Below are 16,964 nucleotides of genomic sequence, written 5' to 3' on the forward strand. Positions count from 1 at the left end.
GTAGCCGAAAGTCGCAATGTTGAAGCCAAAAAGCAGAGAGTGGTACGTACCGCTCTCTGCTTTTCTATTTTCTCAAAATCTTTTCCATTGCTTTGCCCTTGGCCAGTTCATCGATCAACTTGTCCAGGTAGCGAATCTTTCGCATCAAGTCGTCTTCGATTTCTTCAATGCGATACCCACAGATGACGCCCGTAATTTTTGATACGTTCGGATTGAGTTGGGGAGCTTCGGCAAAAAAAGCTTCGAACGTCGTTTTATTGTCGATGTGTTGTTGTAAAGATTGCTCGTCGAAGCCGGTGAGCCAGAAAATGATCGTATCAACTTCTTCTTTAGTACGCCCTTTTTTCTCGGCCTTTTGAACGTAGTGCGGATACACACCAGCAAACGACATTTTATAAATTCTTGTATTGGTCGGGTTCATTGTGATTTTGAATGGATTAGTGCTACGCTCCCGGAACGCCTGCCGCCATCATCATAGACATATAGTAATTGGCGCAGTGTACTGAGGTTATCAAAAGAATTTCTTTGTTAGCAAGAGACTCGAAAGCCCCCGACGTTGTCAGCTGATATTCATAATTCATTTTGCTCCATTTTATCTGTGGTTTCGCAACCAACAATTCAATCCCATCCTGATCAATCAGTAAAAATGATTCGTTAAAAATACCTTTATGTCTGAAAATATATCCTTTCTCGAAGCCGCCGGAAAACGTTTGAATAACAATGTCGCCATTCCAATTCATAGAGAATTTTAGAAGCACGTTATCGCCGTCCTTAAATTCAATCGTTGTTCCCCAAAAACCTTTCGGCTTTATCTGATACGTTGAGCCATTGGCAAGTTCAAGTGTTGAACTGAATTTAAACCAGCTTTCATAAACAAGCTTACCAATGAGCTGATCATCTTTTGTTATGTTAAAAGTTAACGGTTTTGTTGATTTTGCCTGATATTCGGTCATGAATTTTCGAAGTTTTAGGGTTGGACTCTATACTGTTTAAACTATATGATCTACACATAAGTCAGGTTTTTATTATCCAAACTGTCTTCTCCGTTGAGTCGATACCCAACAAGTTTGCCTCCTTTTGCTACGCTGTAATCCAGACAACAAACATTTTCCTTGTAAATTGATGGCTCTCCTTTAAGCCAATAATGTCCAAAGAATACTTTTTTGGTATTTTCACGATAAAAATCAAGAGACTTTAGTTCAGATAATTCAATTGGTTGTTCAGGTAAATTGTCAATTGGCTCAACACTTATAGACTTGTATGTCATAGTAGATGGATCTTTCCACCATTTTATCCTTATTTCTGTTCTTTTTGTGCCGTCTTTGTCCGTAAAGAAAAGCCCTTCGGGTATTTTTATTTCTTTTCCTTTAAGGGTTTGCTCAATGGCTTCATTTAGTTTTGTTCCTTTCTTAACGGATTGATAAATAAGCTCATCGGTCAATCGGTCGTTGACTAATGTTTTTCTTAAGTATTCGATGTTGTTATTGTCCCAACAAGCGTGAACCGCTTTGAATTCGTCTGTTTCGTAGTAAAGTGGTAGCGTCTTAAACCATTCCAAATAATCTTCGTACTCCCTCTGTCTGTTTTGAAATTGTTTCAGGGTTTCATAATGCTGAATGATGTTTTTTATAAGATGCTTTCGAAGGTGCCCTCCTTCGGTTTCCTGGAAATGAAAACACAGTGCATTGTATTCGTGATTTCCCATTAAAGCAATGGCATTTCCACTGTCTACCATTGCTTTAACTAGTTCAAGAGTTTCTCTGATTTGTGGACCCCTGTCAATATAATCACCCACAAACAAAACTTTTCTTTCGGGATGTGAATACGCTCCGTTATGCTTAGCATACCCCAATTTCAAAAGCAATTGATTGAGTTTGTCTGCGTGTCCGTGAATGTCACCAATAAGGTCTATCATATTATGCAGATCGTCTTTTTTAAGGGTTTTCGGATTCCTGAAGTGCAACACTTCGAATTCGCCTGATACAAAATCTATGTCATGGGATTGGTTCTCTGTATATTTATTATACTAGTCTTCCCACTCAGCTTTGTCAGCATACATTCTTGAATATTTAAAATCGTCAAAGTCTGAATAAAATGTCGTGTTAGGAAAACCTTCCTTTTCTTTCTTACCTGTCCAGGTTAAATGAACTAAAGCAAACTGTTTATCCAAGTCATGCTTCCTGATTTCAAATAAAACATCGTCATTTCTCTGGTCGTGGCAAAATGCAGAAAATTCGCTGTCAAACAGAGTATCTCTTTCTGATTTTCTCAGGAAGTTGAACGGTGTTTTTTCTCCGACTCCCAACTCCTTTTTAAGCTCGTCTTCAAACACAATTTTTTTGCCAATTTGCAATTCCTTCCAAGGCTCTTCTGTAAAAGGTCTTGGTGGATTTGTCAAAAAAAAGTCTTGTATTATTTTACTGTCAACGCCAAAAATATCGATTCTCTTTGGCTCGTCTGAAAATTCTTTTATGTCGTCAATGGTGTAGCCACCAACTGGGAAGAGAAAAACACCGTTTTCCAATTGAACGTTTAGCCGTAATGAATACTATTTTTGGTAATCGGGTTTATTTGTCTGCCAAAATTCCCAAACGCCCTTTTGGATTTTATCAAAGTATAATTCTGTCGGAATAAATTCTCCAAATATTCCACCCATTGACTCATCTCCGACTTGTAATTCTGCTGTTCCGATAGATTGCCTATGTGAGAATACTTTCGCTTTCACGTTGTCTGTATTTAGACCTGACCATGCTCGTAAATATATGAATATTTAGACAGCAAGTCTATCTCTGAATAATAGCTGGTAATCAACTGGTAATACGCAGAAAGTTAATGGGTAATTTGTTGATAATGAGTAGGTTGTTTTGGTTTTGACTTCTTCTCCTAAACTGAACACTAAAAAGCACGAAGTGCACATTTTGTCTTGTCAATAACTGCTTACAATACAAAATGTGCACTTCGAAACCAATCGCGAAGCGAACAACTTACCCTTTATAGCTCACTACGTAGTTCTTACCTTTCTCTACTGTCAATTCATACGTATCATTTCCTATTACGCGGACTTCGCCTTGCTTGCAGACGGGTTTGGATTTGCTTTTAAAACGTAGCGTTCCGGTTCCGGCAGCTCCAGTTAGTTTGATTTCTTTGGTGCTGCAATACACACTGATGTCGCCGGTGGGCGTAGGAACTTTGCCGTCCATCCATTGCAGACCACCGAGTTGTGGTTCAATCAAATACGTAGCATAGGCCGGGCTGGTGGGTTTTACGCCCAGATAATATTTCCCCAGCAGATAGATCGGGCTGGCTCCCCAGGCATGGCATAGGCTTTTGCCATAGTTTCGGCCATACATGGCGTAGTGTTCTGAGCCTTTCTTCGTCGGATTATATTCTTCCCAAAACGACGTAGCGCCGAGGTTCAACATACCGCCCCAGTAATCCTTCATTTCTTTCGTTACATAGGCTTGTTCACCGAGGGCGCACAAGGCTTCAAGTTCGTAGAAACGCATGTACGGTGTCGTGATTTTCGGTACGTCCGGATTTAACAATACATATTGTTTAACGGATTGTTTCTGGCTGTCATTCAGATAGTTGAAGAAAATGGCGAACATATTAGCATAGCGCGTTACGTTCTCGGTCGGTTTGCCATCCACGCGGCTGTGCACGAGTGCGTGTTTGCTGTCGCTCCAGTACGTAGTAAACAGTTTTGCTTTTACGTCGGCGGCCAGTTGATTGTATTTCTGCGCGTTCTGAGAGTCGTTCACCAGATTGGCGCAGAGGGCCATCGTTTCCAGACTACGGGCAAATAACAATTGCTCAAAACTGACTTCGCCTTTCTTACTCAAGCCTTCGGCCCAGTCGATAAACACCCAATCGCCAGCCATCCCTTCCAATAGTCCGTTTTTGTTACGTCGGCCAAGGCAATAGTCCATCAGGCTTTGCATACGCGGGTAAAACTGCTGGATAAAGGCTTTGTCGCCCGTGTATTGGTAATAGTCGTAAATGCTTATGAACCAGTAAAGTGTGTAATCCATGATGGTGTTGATGTGGCTCGTGACGGGTTCTTTACCGCGTAGCGCCAGCATCGTGCGCGTAACCGATGGCGAGTCGAACATCAGGTAGTAATTCATTAGATAACTCTGTGCCGCATCGCCCGACCAAATCCAGCGGTCGCGTTTGATCCCGTCGATGAAAAACTCGCGGGTGTTGAGGTGTAAGGTATAAGCCGCTACGTCGTAAATCTTGTTGATCTGCTCGTCGTTACACCGAAAACTTCCCCGGTCGGCAACGGGTAAGTATTCATATAGCATCGACACCGAATCAACTGATACGTTACCATCAAACAGCACATTGACGTAGCGAAACGCTTTGGTTAGTTCCATTATGGAGTCGCGTTTCTGCGTCTGAGCGATTTGTAGAAAATCTGTAGTTTCGGTATATGCCGTGTCACGTGCTTCTTCAGGCGATTCACCGTAGTAAATATCGACTTTGCCCTTGCCAGATAAGCCGTGGAGTTTCACAAATCCGAACGTTTCTTTCCCGAAATCCAGAAAGATAGAACCCTGCTTTTTCTCCGTCTTAACGGCCGATACTGCTTTGGTATTTAGCTGGAATTTCGACGGTGGATTTTGAGGATCATTGAAATTCCAGGAGCCAGCTTTCAACCACGTAGTGCCCGATTGGTCCGACGCTTTTCCGGTTTCGTCAATCCATTCCTTATCCTCGAACGTAACAAGCCACGTAGCATCTGATACTACATTCTTACCCCGGACGTAAATAGCCGGAACCCGATCCTGACAGAACACTTTCAGGCTCAGTTTATGCTTGCCAGCTGGTATCGTAATTTGTTTCGGATAGCCCGGAAACGCTTTGCCGTCAATCTTTACGTTGTATTTTCCTTCCACAAACAGCTCCACGTCTTCAGCCTTTGCCAGATCGAAATCTTTGTGAAAATCGATCAGATTGTAATGACTGTCGAGTTTCCAGAACGGCGGTAGGAACGTAGTCCGTTCGGTACGTCGATTCTGCATGTTGTTGCCGAGCCAGATCTCGAAATCGCCCGGATACCAGATCCAGGTAGCCTGATTCTGAGCGAGTAAAGGCGTTACGTAAAGGGTAAGAAAAATAGACCAGATGAGAGAAAGACGGGTGTTACGTTTCATGTACGAAAGCAAGTCAACAGCTCGTGGCTGTTTAATTAAATAGCAAAAGAAAATCGAAAGCAAAAATAAGAATGCTTTAGAAAGTAAACGGAAATAATAAGGTTATTTTGAAAATAAATACCCGATAGGTACAAAAAAATGAGTATAAATAGTCTTTTTTTGCCTATAAGAGGTATATGTACAGATTCTTACGAAAACTGATACGTCGTTAAAACTGAAAATTTACACGAAATAAGACAAATTTAACTTTCTATTTTTTTGTTTTATTTTCTATTTGTTATTTTTGTTCTCTATTGATTCGATCACTACGTTTAGCCAGCGTAACGAATTCAGCGTCTCTACTACGTATAACTATGAAATCAAGTACCCCGGTTACCTTAGGTGTTATCATTGGCAATCGTGACTTTTTTCCCGATAAACTTGTTGGCGAATGCCGCGCCGATTTGCTGGATGTGTTTCAGAAATTGGGTGTGAAACCCATCATGCTCGACGAATCGATTACGAAATTAGGTGGCGTCGAAACGTTTCAGGAAGCACAAAAATGTGCCGAACTTTTCCGGAAACACGCCGACGAAATAATGGGTGTGCTGGTCGTACTCCCCAACTTTGGTGATGAAAAAGGTGTGGCTGAAACGCTAAAACTGGCTCGTCTTGATGTACCGGTGCTCATTCAGGCTTATCCCGACGATTTGAATCGGATGGACGTAGCACGTCGGCGGGATTCCTGGTGTGGCAAAATTTCAGTTTGCAACAACCTGTATCAGTTTGGTATTAAATACTCCCTGACAACCAAACACGTAGTACATCCATCGGACCCTGGTTTTGAAACCGATCTGAACAATTTCATGGCTGTTTGCCGGGTTGTGAAAGGGCTGCGTAACGTCAGGATTGGGGCTGTTGGGGCACGTCCCGGCGGATTCAATACGGTTCGGTACAGCGAAAAAATCCTGCAACGTAACGGGATTTCGGTTGTTACGGTCGATTTGTCACAAATTCTGGGTAACGCCAATAAATTAACCATTGCCGACCAGTCGGTAAAAGATCGACTCGATGCCATAAAAGCCTATACGCCAACGGGTCGCACGCCCGACGATAAACTCGTTCAGATTGCCAAACTCGACGTAGTACTCAATGAGTTTATGCTTGAAAATGCGCTCGATGCCACGGCTATCCAATGCTGGACATCGCTTCAGCAAAATTACGGCTGTAACGTCTGCACAAGCATGAGCATCATGAGCGAAAACATGCTGCCCAGCGCCTGCGAAGTGGACGTAACGGGTACGCTAAGCATGTACGCGATGCAACTGGCTTCGGGGTCACCAAGTGCGCTGGTTGACTGGAATAATAACTATGCCGACGATGAAAACAAGTGCGTGTTGTTCCATTGCGGTAACTGGGCTAAGTCGTTTTTGCCTGATATTGAGATTAGTACGGCTCCGATTTTAGGTACTACAGTAGGCGAAGAAAACACCTACGGGGCACTAGCCGGACGTACTCCCGCCAATCCTTTGACCTACGGACGTATCAGCACCGACGACCCGAAAGGTATTATGAAAGCCTACATCGGCGAGGGCGTATTGACCGACGATCCGCTCAATACGTTTGGTAACCGGGCTGTAGCACAAATTGCTAATTTACAGGGACTTATGCAGTACGTTTGCCGGAATGGGTTCGAACACCACGTAGTAATGAACGCGTCCAAAACGGCGGGTATCCTGAAAGAAGCGATGGGAAATTACATGGGCTGGGAAGTCTATATGCATTAATTCTTTTGACTCTTTTTGACAGGTATTCCTCTAATCCTGTCAAAAAAATGGTCAAGAAACATGTCAAAAAATAAAAACAATGACGCTAAAGGAGTTAGCCCGTAAGTCGGTAACGTATCGGAAGAATATTCTGAAATACATTGTTGGGGCAAACGCGGGCCATACGGGCGGAAGTTTGTCGTGTATCGACATTCTGAATGTGCTCTATAATCACGTATTGAACGTTAGTCCTGAAACCGCCAAATCGCCCGACCGCGACCGCTATATTCAGAGCAAAGGGCACACTGTTGAGGCACTCTACGTAGTGCTGGCTGATAAAGGATTCTTCCCCGAATCGGATCTGGAAACGTTGTGCAAATACAAATCTCACTACATCGGGCACCCGACAAAAAAGATTGCCGGTGTAGAGCAGAATACCGGTTCGCTGGGGCATGGATTATCGCTCAGCGTTGGTACGGCGATTTCAGCGAAACTGGACGAGAAGCCATTTCGGGTCTTCACGTTGCTGGGCGATGGCGAACTGCCCGAAGGCTCGAACTGGGAAGCCGCGCTGTTAGCCGCTCAGTATAAGCTCGATAACCTTTGCGCGATTGTCGATAAGAATGGACTTCAGATTACAGCACCAACGGCCGACGTATGTAGTACTGACCCACTCGACAAGAAGTTTGAAGCCTTCGGATGGGCCGTACGGCAGGTTGATGGAAATGACTTAAGTGCCCTGCTCGACACCTTCGCTGCCCTACCGTTTGAGCCGGGAAAACCAAGCCTGATCATTGCGAATACGGTAAAAGGCAAAGGAATTAGCTTCATGGAAAATCAATTGAAATGGCACCACGGCGTACCAAATAAGGAACAATACGCACAGGCTGTTGAGGAATTGGAAGAAGCTGAGATAGCCATCTTATAGGAAGTAATAGCTGGTCGGTTTCGAGACGTTAATGACAGAAAAATTTATGGGAGAAGTTGTTACAATAGTTGATAAAAAAGCCCAGGCTAATCTGGACGTATTTTCCAGTACGTTGCAGGAGCTGGCCAGCACAGATCGGCAAATTCTGGTCGTTACCAGCGATTCGCGTGGTTCGGGAAAACTTGTTCCGTTTGGGCAGAAATATCCTGCACAACACATTGAAGTTGGTATTGCCGAGCAGAATCTGGTTGGTGTAGCGGCTGGTTTGGCATCGACGGGAAAGAAAGTTTTTGCCGTATCGCCCGCCTGTTTTCTAACGGCCCGTTCGTTCGAGCAAATCAAAACCGACGTAGCGTATTCCGATAATCCGGTGAAACTCATTGGTATCAGTGCGGGAGTAAGTTATGGCGCGTTAGGGTCAACCCACCACAGCCTACACGATTTTGCCGCGCTACGTGCCGTTCATAATTTGATTGTGGTAGCTCCTGCCGATAATTTCGAAACAGAACAGGCGATCCGATTAGCCGCCGAAACGGAACATCCACTTTACCTCCGATTTGGTAAAAAGCCGATGCCTTTGCTGTCGGAAGAGAATCAGGAATTCTCGTTCGGGAAAGGACGTATCATTTGCGAGGGTGATGATCTGGTGCTGATCGGAACGGGCGAAACCGCTTACCCGGCTTTACAGGCAGCCCGCCATCTCGAAAATGTGCACGGCATCCGGGCAACTGTTGTGAGTATGCATACCATCAAGCCACTTGATTATGCGTTGCTGGCGAACGTAGCGGCCAAAGGATGCCCGATTCTGACCGTTGAAGAACACAGTGTTTTTGGTGGACTGGGTGAAGCCTGTGCATCGTTCCTGATGCAGAATGGTTTCCGCAATTCATTCAAAATCATGGGTATCCCCGACGAATATACCGTGACTGGTTCGCAGGTTGAAATTTTTAACCACTACGGCCTGTCTGAAAAGGGTATCACCCAGGAAGCGCTAACGTTGATAAATCATCGGTAGAGACGTAGCATGCTGCGTCTCTTGTCCGGATGGTATTTGCTTACGCGTAGGAGACGCAGCATGCTACGTCTCTACCGATGCCCCAATTAATAATTCTCCTAAACCTTATATGAAAGCCGTTTATTCCTTACTCACTCTAGTTCTGCTAATGGGTTCGCCCCCAATTAGCTACGCCCAGCTCAGCTCGCAAAAACTGCGGGTACTGGTGCTGACCGATATTGAAAATGAGCCCGATGATGCACAGTCGATGGTACGTTTCCTGACGTATTCGAACCAATGGGATGTAGAAGGGTTGATTGCCACTACGTCCATTCACCAGAAAGAACGGGTTGCTCCGGAACGTATCAAACAGATTGTAACGGCTTACGGCAAGGTACGTAACAACCTGTTGCTTCACGAAAAAGGCTACCCCGAAACGGCTTACCTGAACAGCATCATCAAGTCGGGCTATTCGAATTACGGGATGGGAGCGGTTGGGTCAGGGAAAGATTCAGAAGGATCGGAATGGATTATTTCGGTTGTAGATAAAAAGGACGATCGTCCGGTCTGGATTCCGGTCTGGGGTGGGGCTAACTGTCTGGCACAAGCACTATGGAAAGTTCGACAGACTCGGACACCTGAAGAGGTTGATGCGTTTGTCGCCAAACTTCGAGTTTATACTGTTTCTGATCAGGATGATTCGGGCCCCTGGCTGCGTAAGACCTTTCCGAATCTGTTTTTTATCGCTAGTCCCGGTATGCATGCGGGGGGAGCGTATCACCACGCGACCTGGAGTGGTATCAGTGGTGATAAATTTCACGGACGATTTCAGGGGGCTGATTTCAGTATTGTCGACAATCCCTGGTTGGACGAGCACATCCGCAAGAATCATGGGCCATTGGGTGCTGAGCATCCGTTCACGAAGTTTCTGATGGAAGGCGATACGCCAACATTCCTGTTCCTGATTAATAATGGTTTAAGTGATCCCGAGCATCCAAATTATGGCAGTTGGGGAGGCCGTTATGAGTTTTATACACCTCGCATGCGCAAGTGGTTCTACGAGCCCGAAACACGCCCGTTCTGGTCGGATGCGGAAGATGAAGTAGTAGGCATTGATAGCGGCTGGTACACCAGCAATAAGGCGACGATCTGGCGATGGAGAAAAGCGTACCAGAATGATTTTGCGGCCCGAATCGATTGGACAATCAAGCCATATAAGGAGGCCAATCACCCACCCGTTGTCAAACTGGGTCATGCGAATCAGTTGAAGGTAAAAAGTGGGGAGAAAGTCCCGTTCAGCGCCGAAGGTTCCAGCGATCCAGATGACAATGCGCTAACCTACGACTGGATTTATTACCGAGAACCCGGTACGTTCGACAACAGTCGCGGATTAGACATACAGGATAAACAGAAAAAAAATGCCTTTGTCATGGCGCCAACCGTAACGAAGCCTGAAACGTTTCATGTTATCCTAGCCGTAACCGATAACGGTGTTCCGGCGCTCACTCGTTATCAGCGTGTTATTGTGACGGTGATGCCGTGACCGATAGAACACAGATCGTTATGATTTATTAAGATCATTTTTCATCATAAAAATCATAACGATCTGCGGTCCATCCTTCCTGAACTTACTATGAAAAGACTCTTTTTCTGGCTACCAATTCTTCTCCTCCTGGCGGGGAGTTGCACCAACAAAGCCGATACAAACGCGCCAAAAAAAGTAGCGGTGATCGTCTCGACGCTCAACAATCCGTGGTTTGTGGTATTGGCCGAAACAGCAGCTGCACAGGCTAAAGCGTTGGGGTACGAAACAAAAATCTTCGACTCGCAGAATAATACGGCTCTTGAAAGTGACCATTTCGAGAACGCCATTGTGTCGGGTTTCAACGCCATTTTGCTGAATCCGACGGATTCAGATGGTTCGATTGTGAATGCCACAAAAGCCATCGATGAGGGTATTCCGGTGTTTTGTATGGACCGCGAAGTCAATGCGCCAAAGGCTGCTACGTGTCAGATTCTGTCCGACAACTATTCGGGCTGTGTATCCATCGGCAAATACTTTGTGCAGACGCTACGTAGCAAAGTCAAAGATGAGCCTGTCAAATACGTCGAAATTCTGGGTTTGGTGGGCGATAACAATACGTGGAATCGCTCGAAAGGATTTCATAGCGTAGTTGATCAATACTCAAATTTTAAAATGGTGGCGCAGCAAAGTGCTGACTTCGACCGGAATAAGGCGATGGAAGTGCTCGAATCCATTCTTCAGGCGCATCCCGACATCAACGCGGTTTTCTGCGGGAACGATGCCATGGCGATGGGGGCGTATCAGGCGCTGGTAGCAGCAGGAAAAGCGAAGGAGGTTGGCGTTTTTGGGTTTGACGGGGCTGACGATGTGATGAATTCCATTCGCGACGGTAAGATCAAAGCGACGGGTTTGCAGTCGCCCCAAACGATGGCGAAAACGGCGGCCCAATTCGCTGATGAGTACTTCAAAGGCAAGCGTGACTTCGCTAAAAAGATACCTGTAGCCGTTGAACTGGTCGATCAGACGAACATCAAGGATTATCCAGCCGCCAAAAAATCCTGAGCCATGCCAAAAAATAGCCTCAAATACACCGTATTGCTTGTCTTGCTGGCTGTGGTGGCGTATAACTCCGTCTACTTTAAAAAACTGGATGATGTCAAAGCATCGGCAGGGGCAAAAGGTGGTAGTACGTTCGATGCCGCTACGTATACCCAAAAATTCTGGACGGAGAAATTACTTCCCGCTAGGTCGAATGCTACTGATTTAGAAACGCTTACTACGTTGCTTAAAACCGATAAAGCCAAAGGATTCGATACGTATTCGCACGCGTTGGGCATTGGCAACATTCGCTACTTTCTGGTGAAAGGCGAAGGAAAAATAACGAACGTGGGCAGTGATGAGGTTGGCGTTACGTTGCCCTCTGGCGAGACGGTGAAACTGGCAACCGAATATATTTTTGGCAATGCCGTTCGCGACGCTTCGGGTTTGATTCAGATTACCGAGTTCGATAACACGATGGACCTCAACAACGTATCGGCGGAGTTGAATAAGATCATTCGAAATAAGGTTGTTCCACCGTTTAAAGCCGTTACAAAACCCGGTACTACGGTCAAGTTTGTTGGTGCTATCGAACTCAATAAAGAGCATTTACATCTTGAAAATCTGGAAGTTATCCCGATTTCTGTAGAAGCCCGTTAGTGTGGTGTCGGTTTCTCAAAACCGACACGCTCGCGTCAGCAATTGAGTCGGGTTTTAGAAACCGACGCCACGATACGATCGAACCCAAACATGTTAGTAGCAGAAAATATTACCAAACGATTTGCGGGCGTAACGGCGCTGGATGGCGTTTGTCTGGAATTTCTGGCAGGCAACGTAACAGCGGTGATTGGGGAAAATGGTGCCGGAAAATCGACGCTGATGAAAATCCTGTCGGGCGTTTACCCTGATTACGAAGGGCAAATTCGTTTCAACGGCGAACCCGTTCGTTTTCAGTCTATCCGCGACGCGCAGACGTGTGGCATTGCTATCATTCATCAGGAACTGAATCTGATTCCGTATCTGAGCATTACGGAAAATATATTTTTAGGCCGTGAAATCACGACCCGCTGGGGCACCCTCGACCGGAAAGCCATGCGTGCTAAAACCCGCGAACTGCTTAACCGACTCAAGCTGTCTATCGAACCTGATACGTTAGTCGTGGAGCTAAAAGTTGGTCAGCAGCAGGTTGTTGAGATAGCCAAGGCGTTGTTGGTTGAGTCGGAGGTGATTATTATGGATGAACCGACATCGGCCATTACCGAAAGTGAAGTGGCCGTTCTGTTCGAGATCATCAACGACCTACGTAGCGAGAACAAAGCGATTGTTTATATCTCGCACAAACTTGACGAACTGTTTAACATCGCCGACCGCTACGTTGTGTTACGTGATGGAAAATCCATTGAATCGGGTAAAATGGTGGGCATCGACCACGATACGTTGATTCGGAAAATGGTGGGCCGCGAGGTTACCAGCATCCGTCGGAAAACCGATTTTCGCACAACTGAAACCTTGCTGGTTGTTGACGATCTGTGTCTTAAACATCCGGTTCGCGTTCAGGAAAATCAACTGAAAAATATCTCGTTTACCGTTGGTCGGGGTGAAATCGTTGGCATTTTCGGACTGATGGGAGCCGGACGTACCGAACTGCTCGAAGCCCTGTTTGGCCTGCATCCGAAACGTAGCAGCGGTTCGGTTTATCTGGATGAACAGCTGATTCCGTTGACAGCACCCATCAACGCTATTACGTCAGGACTGGCGCTGGTGCCCGAAGATCGCAAGAAAGACGGACTGGTGCTGGGATTGGACGTACAGACGAATATCAGTCTGTCGAATCTGAAAACCGTTGAGCAGGGTGGCTTTTTGAGTCGTACGAAAGAAACCGCGCTGGCAAAAAAATACATTACCGACTTGCGAATCAAAACGTCGTCGGAGAAACAGGCGGCAAAAAACCTGAGTGGCGGTAATCAGCAGAAAATCGTATTGTCGAAATGGCTGGCTACCAACCCCAAGCTGCTTATGCTCGACGAACCGACGCGGGGTATCGATGTAAACGCCAAAAACGAAATCTATAAACTGATTCTGCAACTGGCCGACGAAGGTAAAGGAATTATCGTTGTTTCGTCGGAACTGCCTGAAATCCTGGCTATCTCTGATCGGATTCTGGTGCTGAGCGAAGGGGTTTTAACGGCCGAAATCCCGATTCAGGAGGCAACTGAAGATATTATTCTAAAAGCCGCTATCGCCGATGTAAAGAGTGAAAGGGCGAAAGAGCGAAAGAGTGGCTGACGCATCATTTTCGCTCTTTCACTTATTCACTCATTCGCTCTTTATCCTTATGCAACTAACCACAACCACATATCGCCCTTTTCTGACAAAATTTCAATCACTGATTGCCTTGTTCATTTTGTGTCTGGGTATCAGCCTGATGTCTGATAAATTCCTGACCGTTGCTAATTTCTGGAACGTACTGCGGCAGATTTCGGTCAACGTTTGTATTTCTACCGGTATGACGCTTGTGGTGTTGACGGCTGGTATCGACTTATCGGTAGGTTCGGTGCTGGCGTTGTCGGGGGCCATTACAGCGGGTTTGCTACGTAACGGTATCGAATTTCCCTCGGCCAATCTGTTCATCGGTTTTACGTTGCTTGGTGCTACGTTGGCGGGTGTGCTGACAGGCTCTGGACTAGGCTGGTTCAATGGCTGGGCCATTACACGCTTCAATCTCCCGCCATTCGTTGCTACGTTGGCCATGCTCACTATTGCACGCGGCCTTACCATGCTCTGGACCGAAGGCTTTCCGATAACAGGACTGGGAGAATCATTTACTTTTTTGGGGACGGGCTGGTTTTTAGGGATTCCCGTACCGGTCTGGGTATCGGGAATCATTGTGGCCGTGGCCGTGCTGGTAACGAATAAAACCCGATTGGGCCGATACATTTACGCCATTGGTGGCAGCGAAAGTGCGGCCCGACTGTCGGGGGTAAACATCAACAAAATCAAAATTGCGGTTTATACCATTGCTGGTGCTTTGTCGGCTGTCGGTGGATTAATCGTTACGTCGCGGCTGGATTCGGCACAGCCCAATGCCGGTATCAGCTACGAACTTGATTCCATTGCGGCTGTGGTGATTGGCGGTACGTCGCTGTCGGGTGGGAGAGGGAGCATTCTCGGTACGGTACAGGGAGCCATCATTATCGGCGTACTGAACAACGGTTTGGTATTGCTCAACGTATCGCCGTTCTGGCAACAAGTTGTCAAAGGCTTCGTGATTTTGCTGGCCGTGATTATTGATAAGTCAAATTCGAAAAACGAATAGGATACTTTAAAAAGCGTCTAACGTGCTACGTATAAATCGATTCCGGATAATTACTGGCCTAATTGTAACGGTTTTGTTTTCCGATATAAAAGGCTTGGCACAAGTAAAACCTGTTCAGGTTGAGCGCAAAACTCGCGTGGTCGTTCTGACCGATATTGAAGCCGATCCGGATGATTCACAGTCACTCGTGCGGTTGCTTTTATATGCGAATCAACTGGACATTGAAGGACTGATTGCTACTACGTCTATTCACCAGAAAAATCGGATTGCACCGGAAACAATTCATTCGATAATTGACGCGTACGGGAAAATTCAACCGAATCTGCTAAAACATGAACCCGGTTTTCCCAGCGTGCAGCAACTGAAAACACGTATCAAAAAAGGGCTGGCTGTTTATGGGATGGCTGGAGTGGGCGAGGGGCACGATTCGGAAGGGTCGGAGTGGCTCATTGGCTTACTGGACAAACCTGACGACCGGCCAATCTGGGTTTCGGTCTGGGGTGGACCGAATACGTTGGCGCAGGCTCTCTGGAAAATTAAAAAGTCACGTACTGCCGAACAGGCTGAAAAGCTCTACAAAAAACTGCGGGTTTACACTATTTCGGATCAGGACGATTCGGGTCCGTGGATTCGAAAAATGTTTCCGAACGTATTTTTTATCTGTAGTCCGGGTTATGGCTACGAACACGCTACGTGGCGGGGAATCAATACCACTGAAACGGGCACTCATCCGGAATTCGTGAGCAACGACTGGCTGGCAAAACATATTCAACAGGGGCATGGACCGCTGGGGGCGGCTTATCCCGACGTAGCGTATGGTATGGAAGGTGATACGCCCGCTTTTCTAGGGTTGATACCCAACGGTTTAAATACGCCCGAACGCCCGGATTTTGGCGGATGGGGTGGACGCTACGTATTCGAAAAGCCAACTTTCCCGACTACGCCAAGACGATTTGGCCCGGCGGGTGCACCAAACGATGAATCCGAAACGCGCTCTATCTGGACAAATGCGGTCGATTCGTTGTATAGCAGTGCATTACCACGAAAATCGTATATGGAGCCAGCCGAAAAAGCGGCTCCTAAAAGCATTATGACAACCATCTGGCGGTGGCGGCAGGATTTTCAGAACGATTTTGCTGCCCGAATGGACTGGTGTACAAAACCGTATCAGGAAGCGAATCATCCACCCGTACCGGCGTTGGCTCACTCGGATAAATTGACGGTGAAATCAGGCGAACAGTTTCACTTGAATGCAGCTGGCACCATCGACCCCGATGGCGATTCGATGAGTTATCTCTGGTTTCAGTACCCCGAAGCAGGAACGTATCCCGGACTTGTCAGTTTTCGGCCTTACGCGTCGAACCTGTATGATTTGCCGGTAACGGCACCAACTGTAGATACACCACAAACGATTCATTTTATCCTACGCGTAACGGATAAAGGAATGCCCGCCCTGACTCGTTACAAACGTGTGATTGTAGAGGTCGTTCCGAAATGAGTAAGCAGTGCAGGTTCGTTCGTTTTTAATAAGTACCTGTAAAATCTATTATTTCTATGCGTTCACTACGTTTTTGCTTTTTCGGATTTATCAGTATTTGTCTGTTCACTACGTTGTCTGTTCTGGGGCAAACAGCACCAAAATCTAGTACGTCGGCCAATTGGCGAAAGCTGTTCAACGGTACTGATCTGACTGGCTGGAAACACGTTGGAAAAGGAAGTATGTCGGTCGAAAAGGGGCAAATTCGGGGGCATGGCGGCATGGGACTTTTGTATTATACGAAAGAGAAATTCGGCAATTGTACCATTCGGGTTGTGTACAGAATGGAAAAAACCAATAGCAATTCGGGCGTGTACATTCGAATTCCCGTTGAACCACGCGAAGAGTGGATGCCCGTGCATTACGGCTATGAGGTGCAAATCGACAACAACCCAGAAGCTTCTGATGAAGACGATTACCACGTAACAGGCGTATTGTATTCGCTCTCGAAGCCGCTGGCAAAACCCGGCAAACCCGGTCCTCAATGGAATACGATGGATATTACGCTGGATGGACCACGTACAATTGTGTTAGTCAATGGCGTGAAAGTGACTGACTACAAGGAGGGTGATGCCGTTCCCAAACGCAAATTTGACTTCGAACCGTATCGTGGTACCCGACCGAATTCGGGTTATATAGGTCTGCAAAATCATGGCGAACACGATATCGTATTCTTTAAAGAAGTATCGGTAAAGCCACTACGTTAACCACCATTTTTTGAA

The 16,964-nt window shown here is 46.2% G+C and carries 16 protein-coding genes; 10 read left to right on the top strand and 6 right to left on the bottom strand.

What is annotated here, in order from left to right:
• Positions 1-64: 64 nt before the first annotated feature.
• From ACYVD4_RS05385 to ACYVD4_RS05410, 6 genes are all read right to left on the bottom strand, one after another.
• A complete protein-coding gene (locus tag ACYVD4_RS05385) occupies positions 65-421 on the bottom strand; it encodes a DUF2200 domain-containing protein (protein WP_460943201.1) in 357 nt (118 codons plus the stop codon).
• A 22-nt stretch (positions 422-443) separates the two neighbouring features.
• The gene (locus tag ACYVD4_RS05390) at positions 444-953 is read right to left on the bottom strand and encodes a hypothetical protein (RefSeq protein ID WP_460943203.1); all 510 of its coding nucleotides are present in this window, start codon (positions 951-953) and stop codon (positions 444-446) included.
• A 50-nt stretch (positions 954-1,003) separates the two neighbouring features.
• Entirely contained in the window at positions 1,004-1,915 is a 912-nt protein-coding gene (locus ACYVD4_RS05395) for a metallophosphoesterase (protein WP_460943205.1), read from the bottom strand.
• A 111-nt stretch (positions 1,916-2,026) separates the two neighbouring features.
• Positions 2,027-2,524, bottom strand: coding sequence for a hypothetical protein (locus ACYVD4_RS05400; protein ID WP_460943207.1), 498 nt, complete (start codon positions 2,522-2,524; stop codon positions 2,027-2,029).
• Between the two features lie 24 nt (positions 2,525-2,548).
• Complete coding sequence (locus ACYVD4_RS05405; protein WP_460943209.1) at positions 2,549-2,725, bottom strand: hypothetical protein; 177 nt, start codon at positions 2,723-2,725, stop codon at positions 2,549-2,551.
• Positions 2,726-2,984: 259 nt separating this feature from the next.
• Complete coding sequence (locus ACYVD4_RS05410; protein WP_460943211.1) at positions 2,985-5,159, bottom strand: alpha-L-rhamnosidase-related protein; 2,175 nt, start codon at positions 5,157-5,159, stop codon at positions 2,985-2,987.
• Positions 5,160-5,512: 353 nt separating this feature from the next.
• Between ACYVD4_RS05410 and ACYVD4_RS05415 the strand changes: the two genes are divergently transcribed.
• The 10 genes from ACYVD4_RS05415 to ACYVD4_RS05460 all read left to right on the top strand — a co-directional run bounded on the left by ACYVD4_RS05415 (position 5,513) and on the right by ACYVD4_RS05460 (position 16,949).
• Entirely contained in the window at positions 5,513-6,925 is a 1,413-nt protein-coding gene (locus ACYVD4_RS05415; protein WP_460943213.1) for an L-fucose/L-arabinose isomerase family protein, read from the top strand.
• A 70-nt stretch (positions 6,926-6,995) separates the two neighbouring features.
• A complete protein-coding gene (locus ACYVD4_RS05420) occupies positions 6,996-7,832 on the top strand; it encodes a transketolase (protein ID WP_460944736.1) in 837 nt (278 codons plus the stop codon).
• A 31-nt stretch (positions 7,833-7,863) separates the two neighbouring features.
• The gene (locus ACYVD4_RS05425; protein WP_460943215.1) at positions 7,864-8,847 is read left to right on the top strand and encodes a transketolase family protein; all 984 of its coding nucleotides are present in this window, start codon (positions 7,864-7,866) and stop codon (positions 8,845-8,847) included.
• 109 nt (positions 8,848-8,956) lie between these two features.
• The gene (locus ACYVD4_RS05430) at positions 8,957-10,369 is read left to right on the top strand and encodes a nucleoside hydrolase-like domain-containing protein (protein WP_460943217.1); all 1,413 of its coding nucleotides are present in this window, start codon (positions 8,957-8,959) and stop codon (positions 10,367-10,369) included.
• A gap of 90 nt (positions 10,370-10,459) precedes the next feature.
• A complete protein-coding gene (locus ACYVD4_RS05435; RefSeq protein ID WP_460943219.1) occupies positions 10,460-11,413 on the top strand; it encodes a substrate-binding domain-containing protein in 954 nt (317 codons plus the stop codon).
• Positions 11,414-11,416: 3 nt separating this feature from the next.
• On the top strand, positions 11,417-12,049 hold the full coding sequence (locus ACYVD4_RS05440; protein ID WP_460943221.1) for a DUF2291 domain-containing protein: 633 nt from the start codon (positions 11,417-11,419) through the stop codon (positions 12,047-12,049).
• Positions 12,050-12,139: 90 nt separating this feature from the next.
• The gene (locus ACYVD4_RS05445) at positions 12,140-13,675 is read left to right on the top strand and encodes a sugar ABC transporter ATP-binding protein (protein ID WP_460943223.1); all 1,536 of its coding nucleotides are present in this window, start codon (positions 12,140-12,142) and stop codon (positions 13,673-13,675) included.
• 49 nt (positions 13,676-13,724) lie between these two features.
• Entirely contained in the window at positions 13,725-14,705 is a 981-nt protein-coding gene (locus tag ACYVD4_RS05450) for an ABC transporter permease (RefSeq protein ID WP_460943225.1), read from the top strand.
• A 22-nt stretch (positions 14,706-14,727) separates the two neighbouring features.
• Entirely contained in the window at positions 14,728-16,203 is a 1,476-nt protein-coding gene (locus ACYVD4_RS05455) for a DUF1593 domain-containing protein (RefSeq protein ID WP_460943227.1), read from the top strand.
• Between the two features lie 56 nt (positions 16,204-16,259).
• Positions 16,260-16,949, top strand: coding sequence for a 3-keto-disaccharide hydrolase (locus ACYVD4_RS05460; RefSeq protein ID WP_460943229.1), 690 nt, complete (start codon positions 16,260-16,262; stop codon positions 16,947-16,949).
• Positions 16,950-16,964 lie beyond the last annotated feature (15 nt).

The organism is Spirosoma daeguense, from assembly GCF_054776875.1.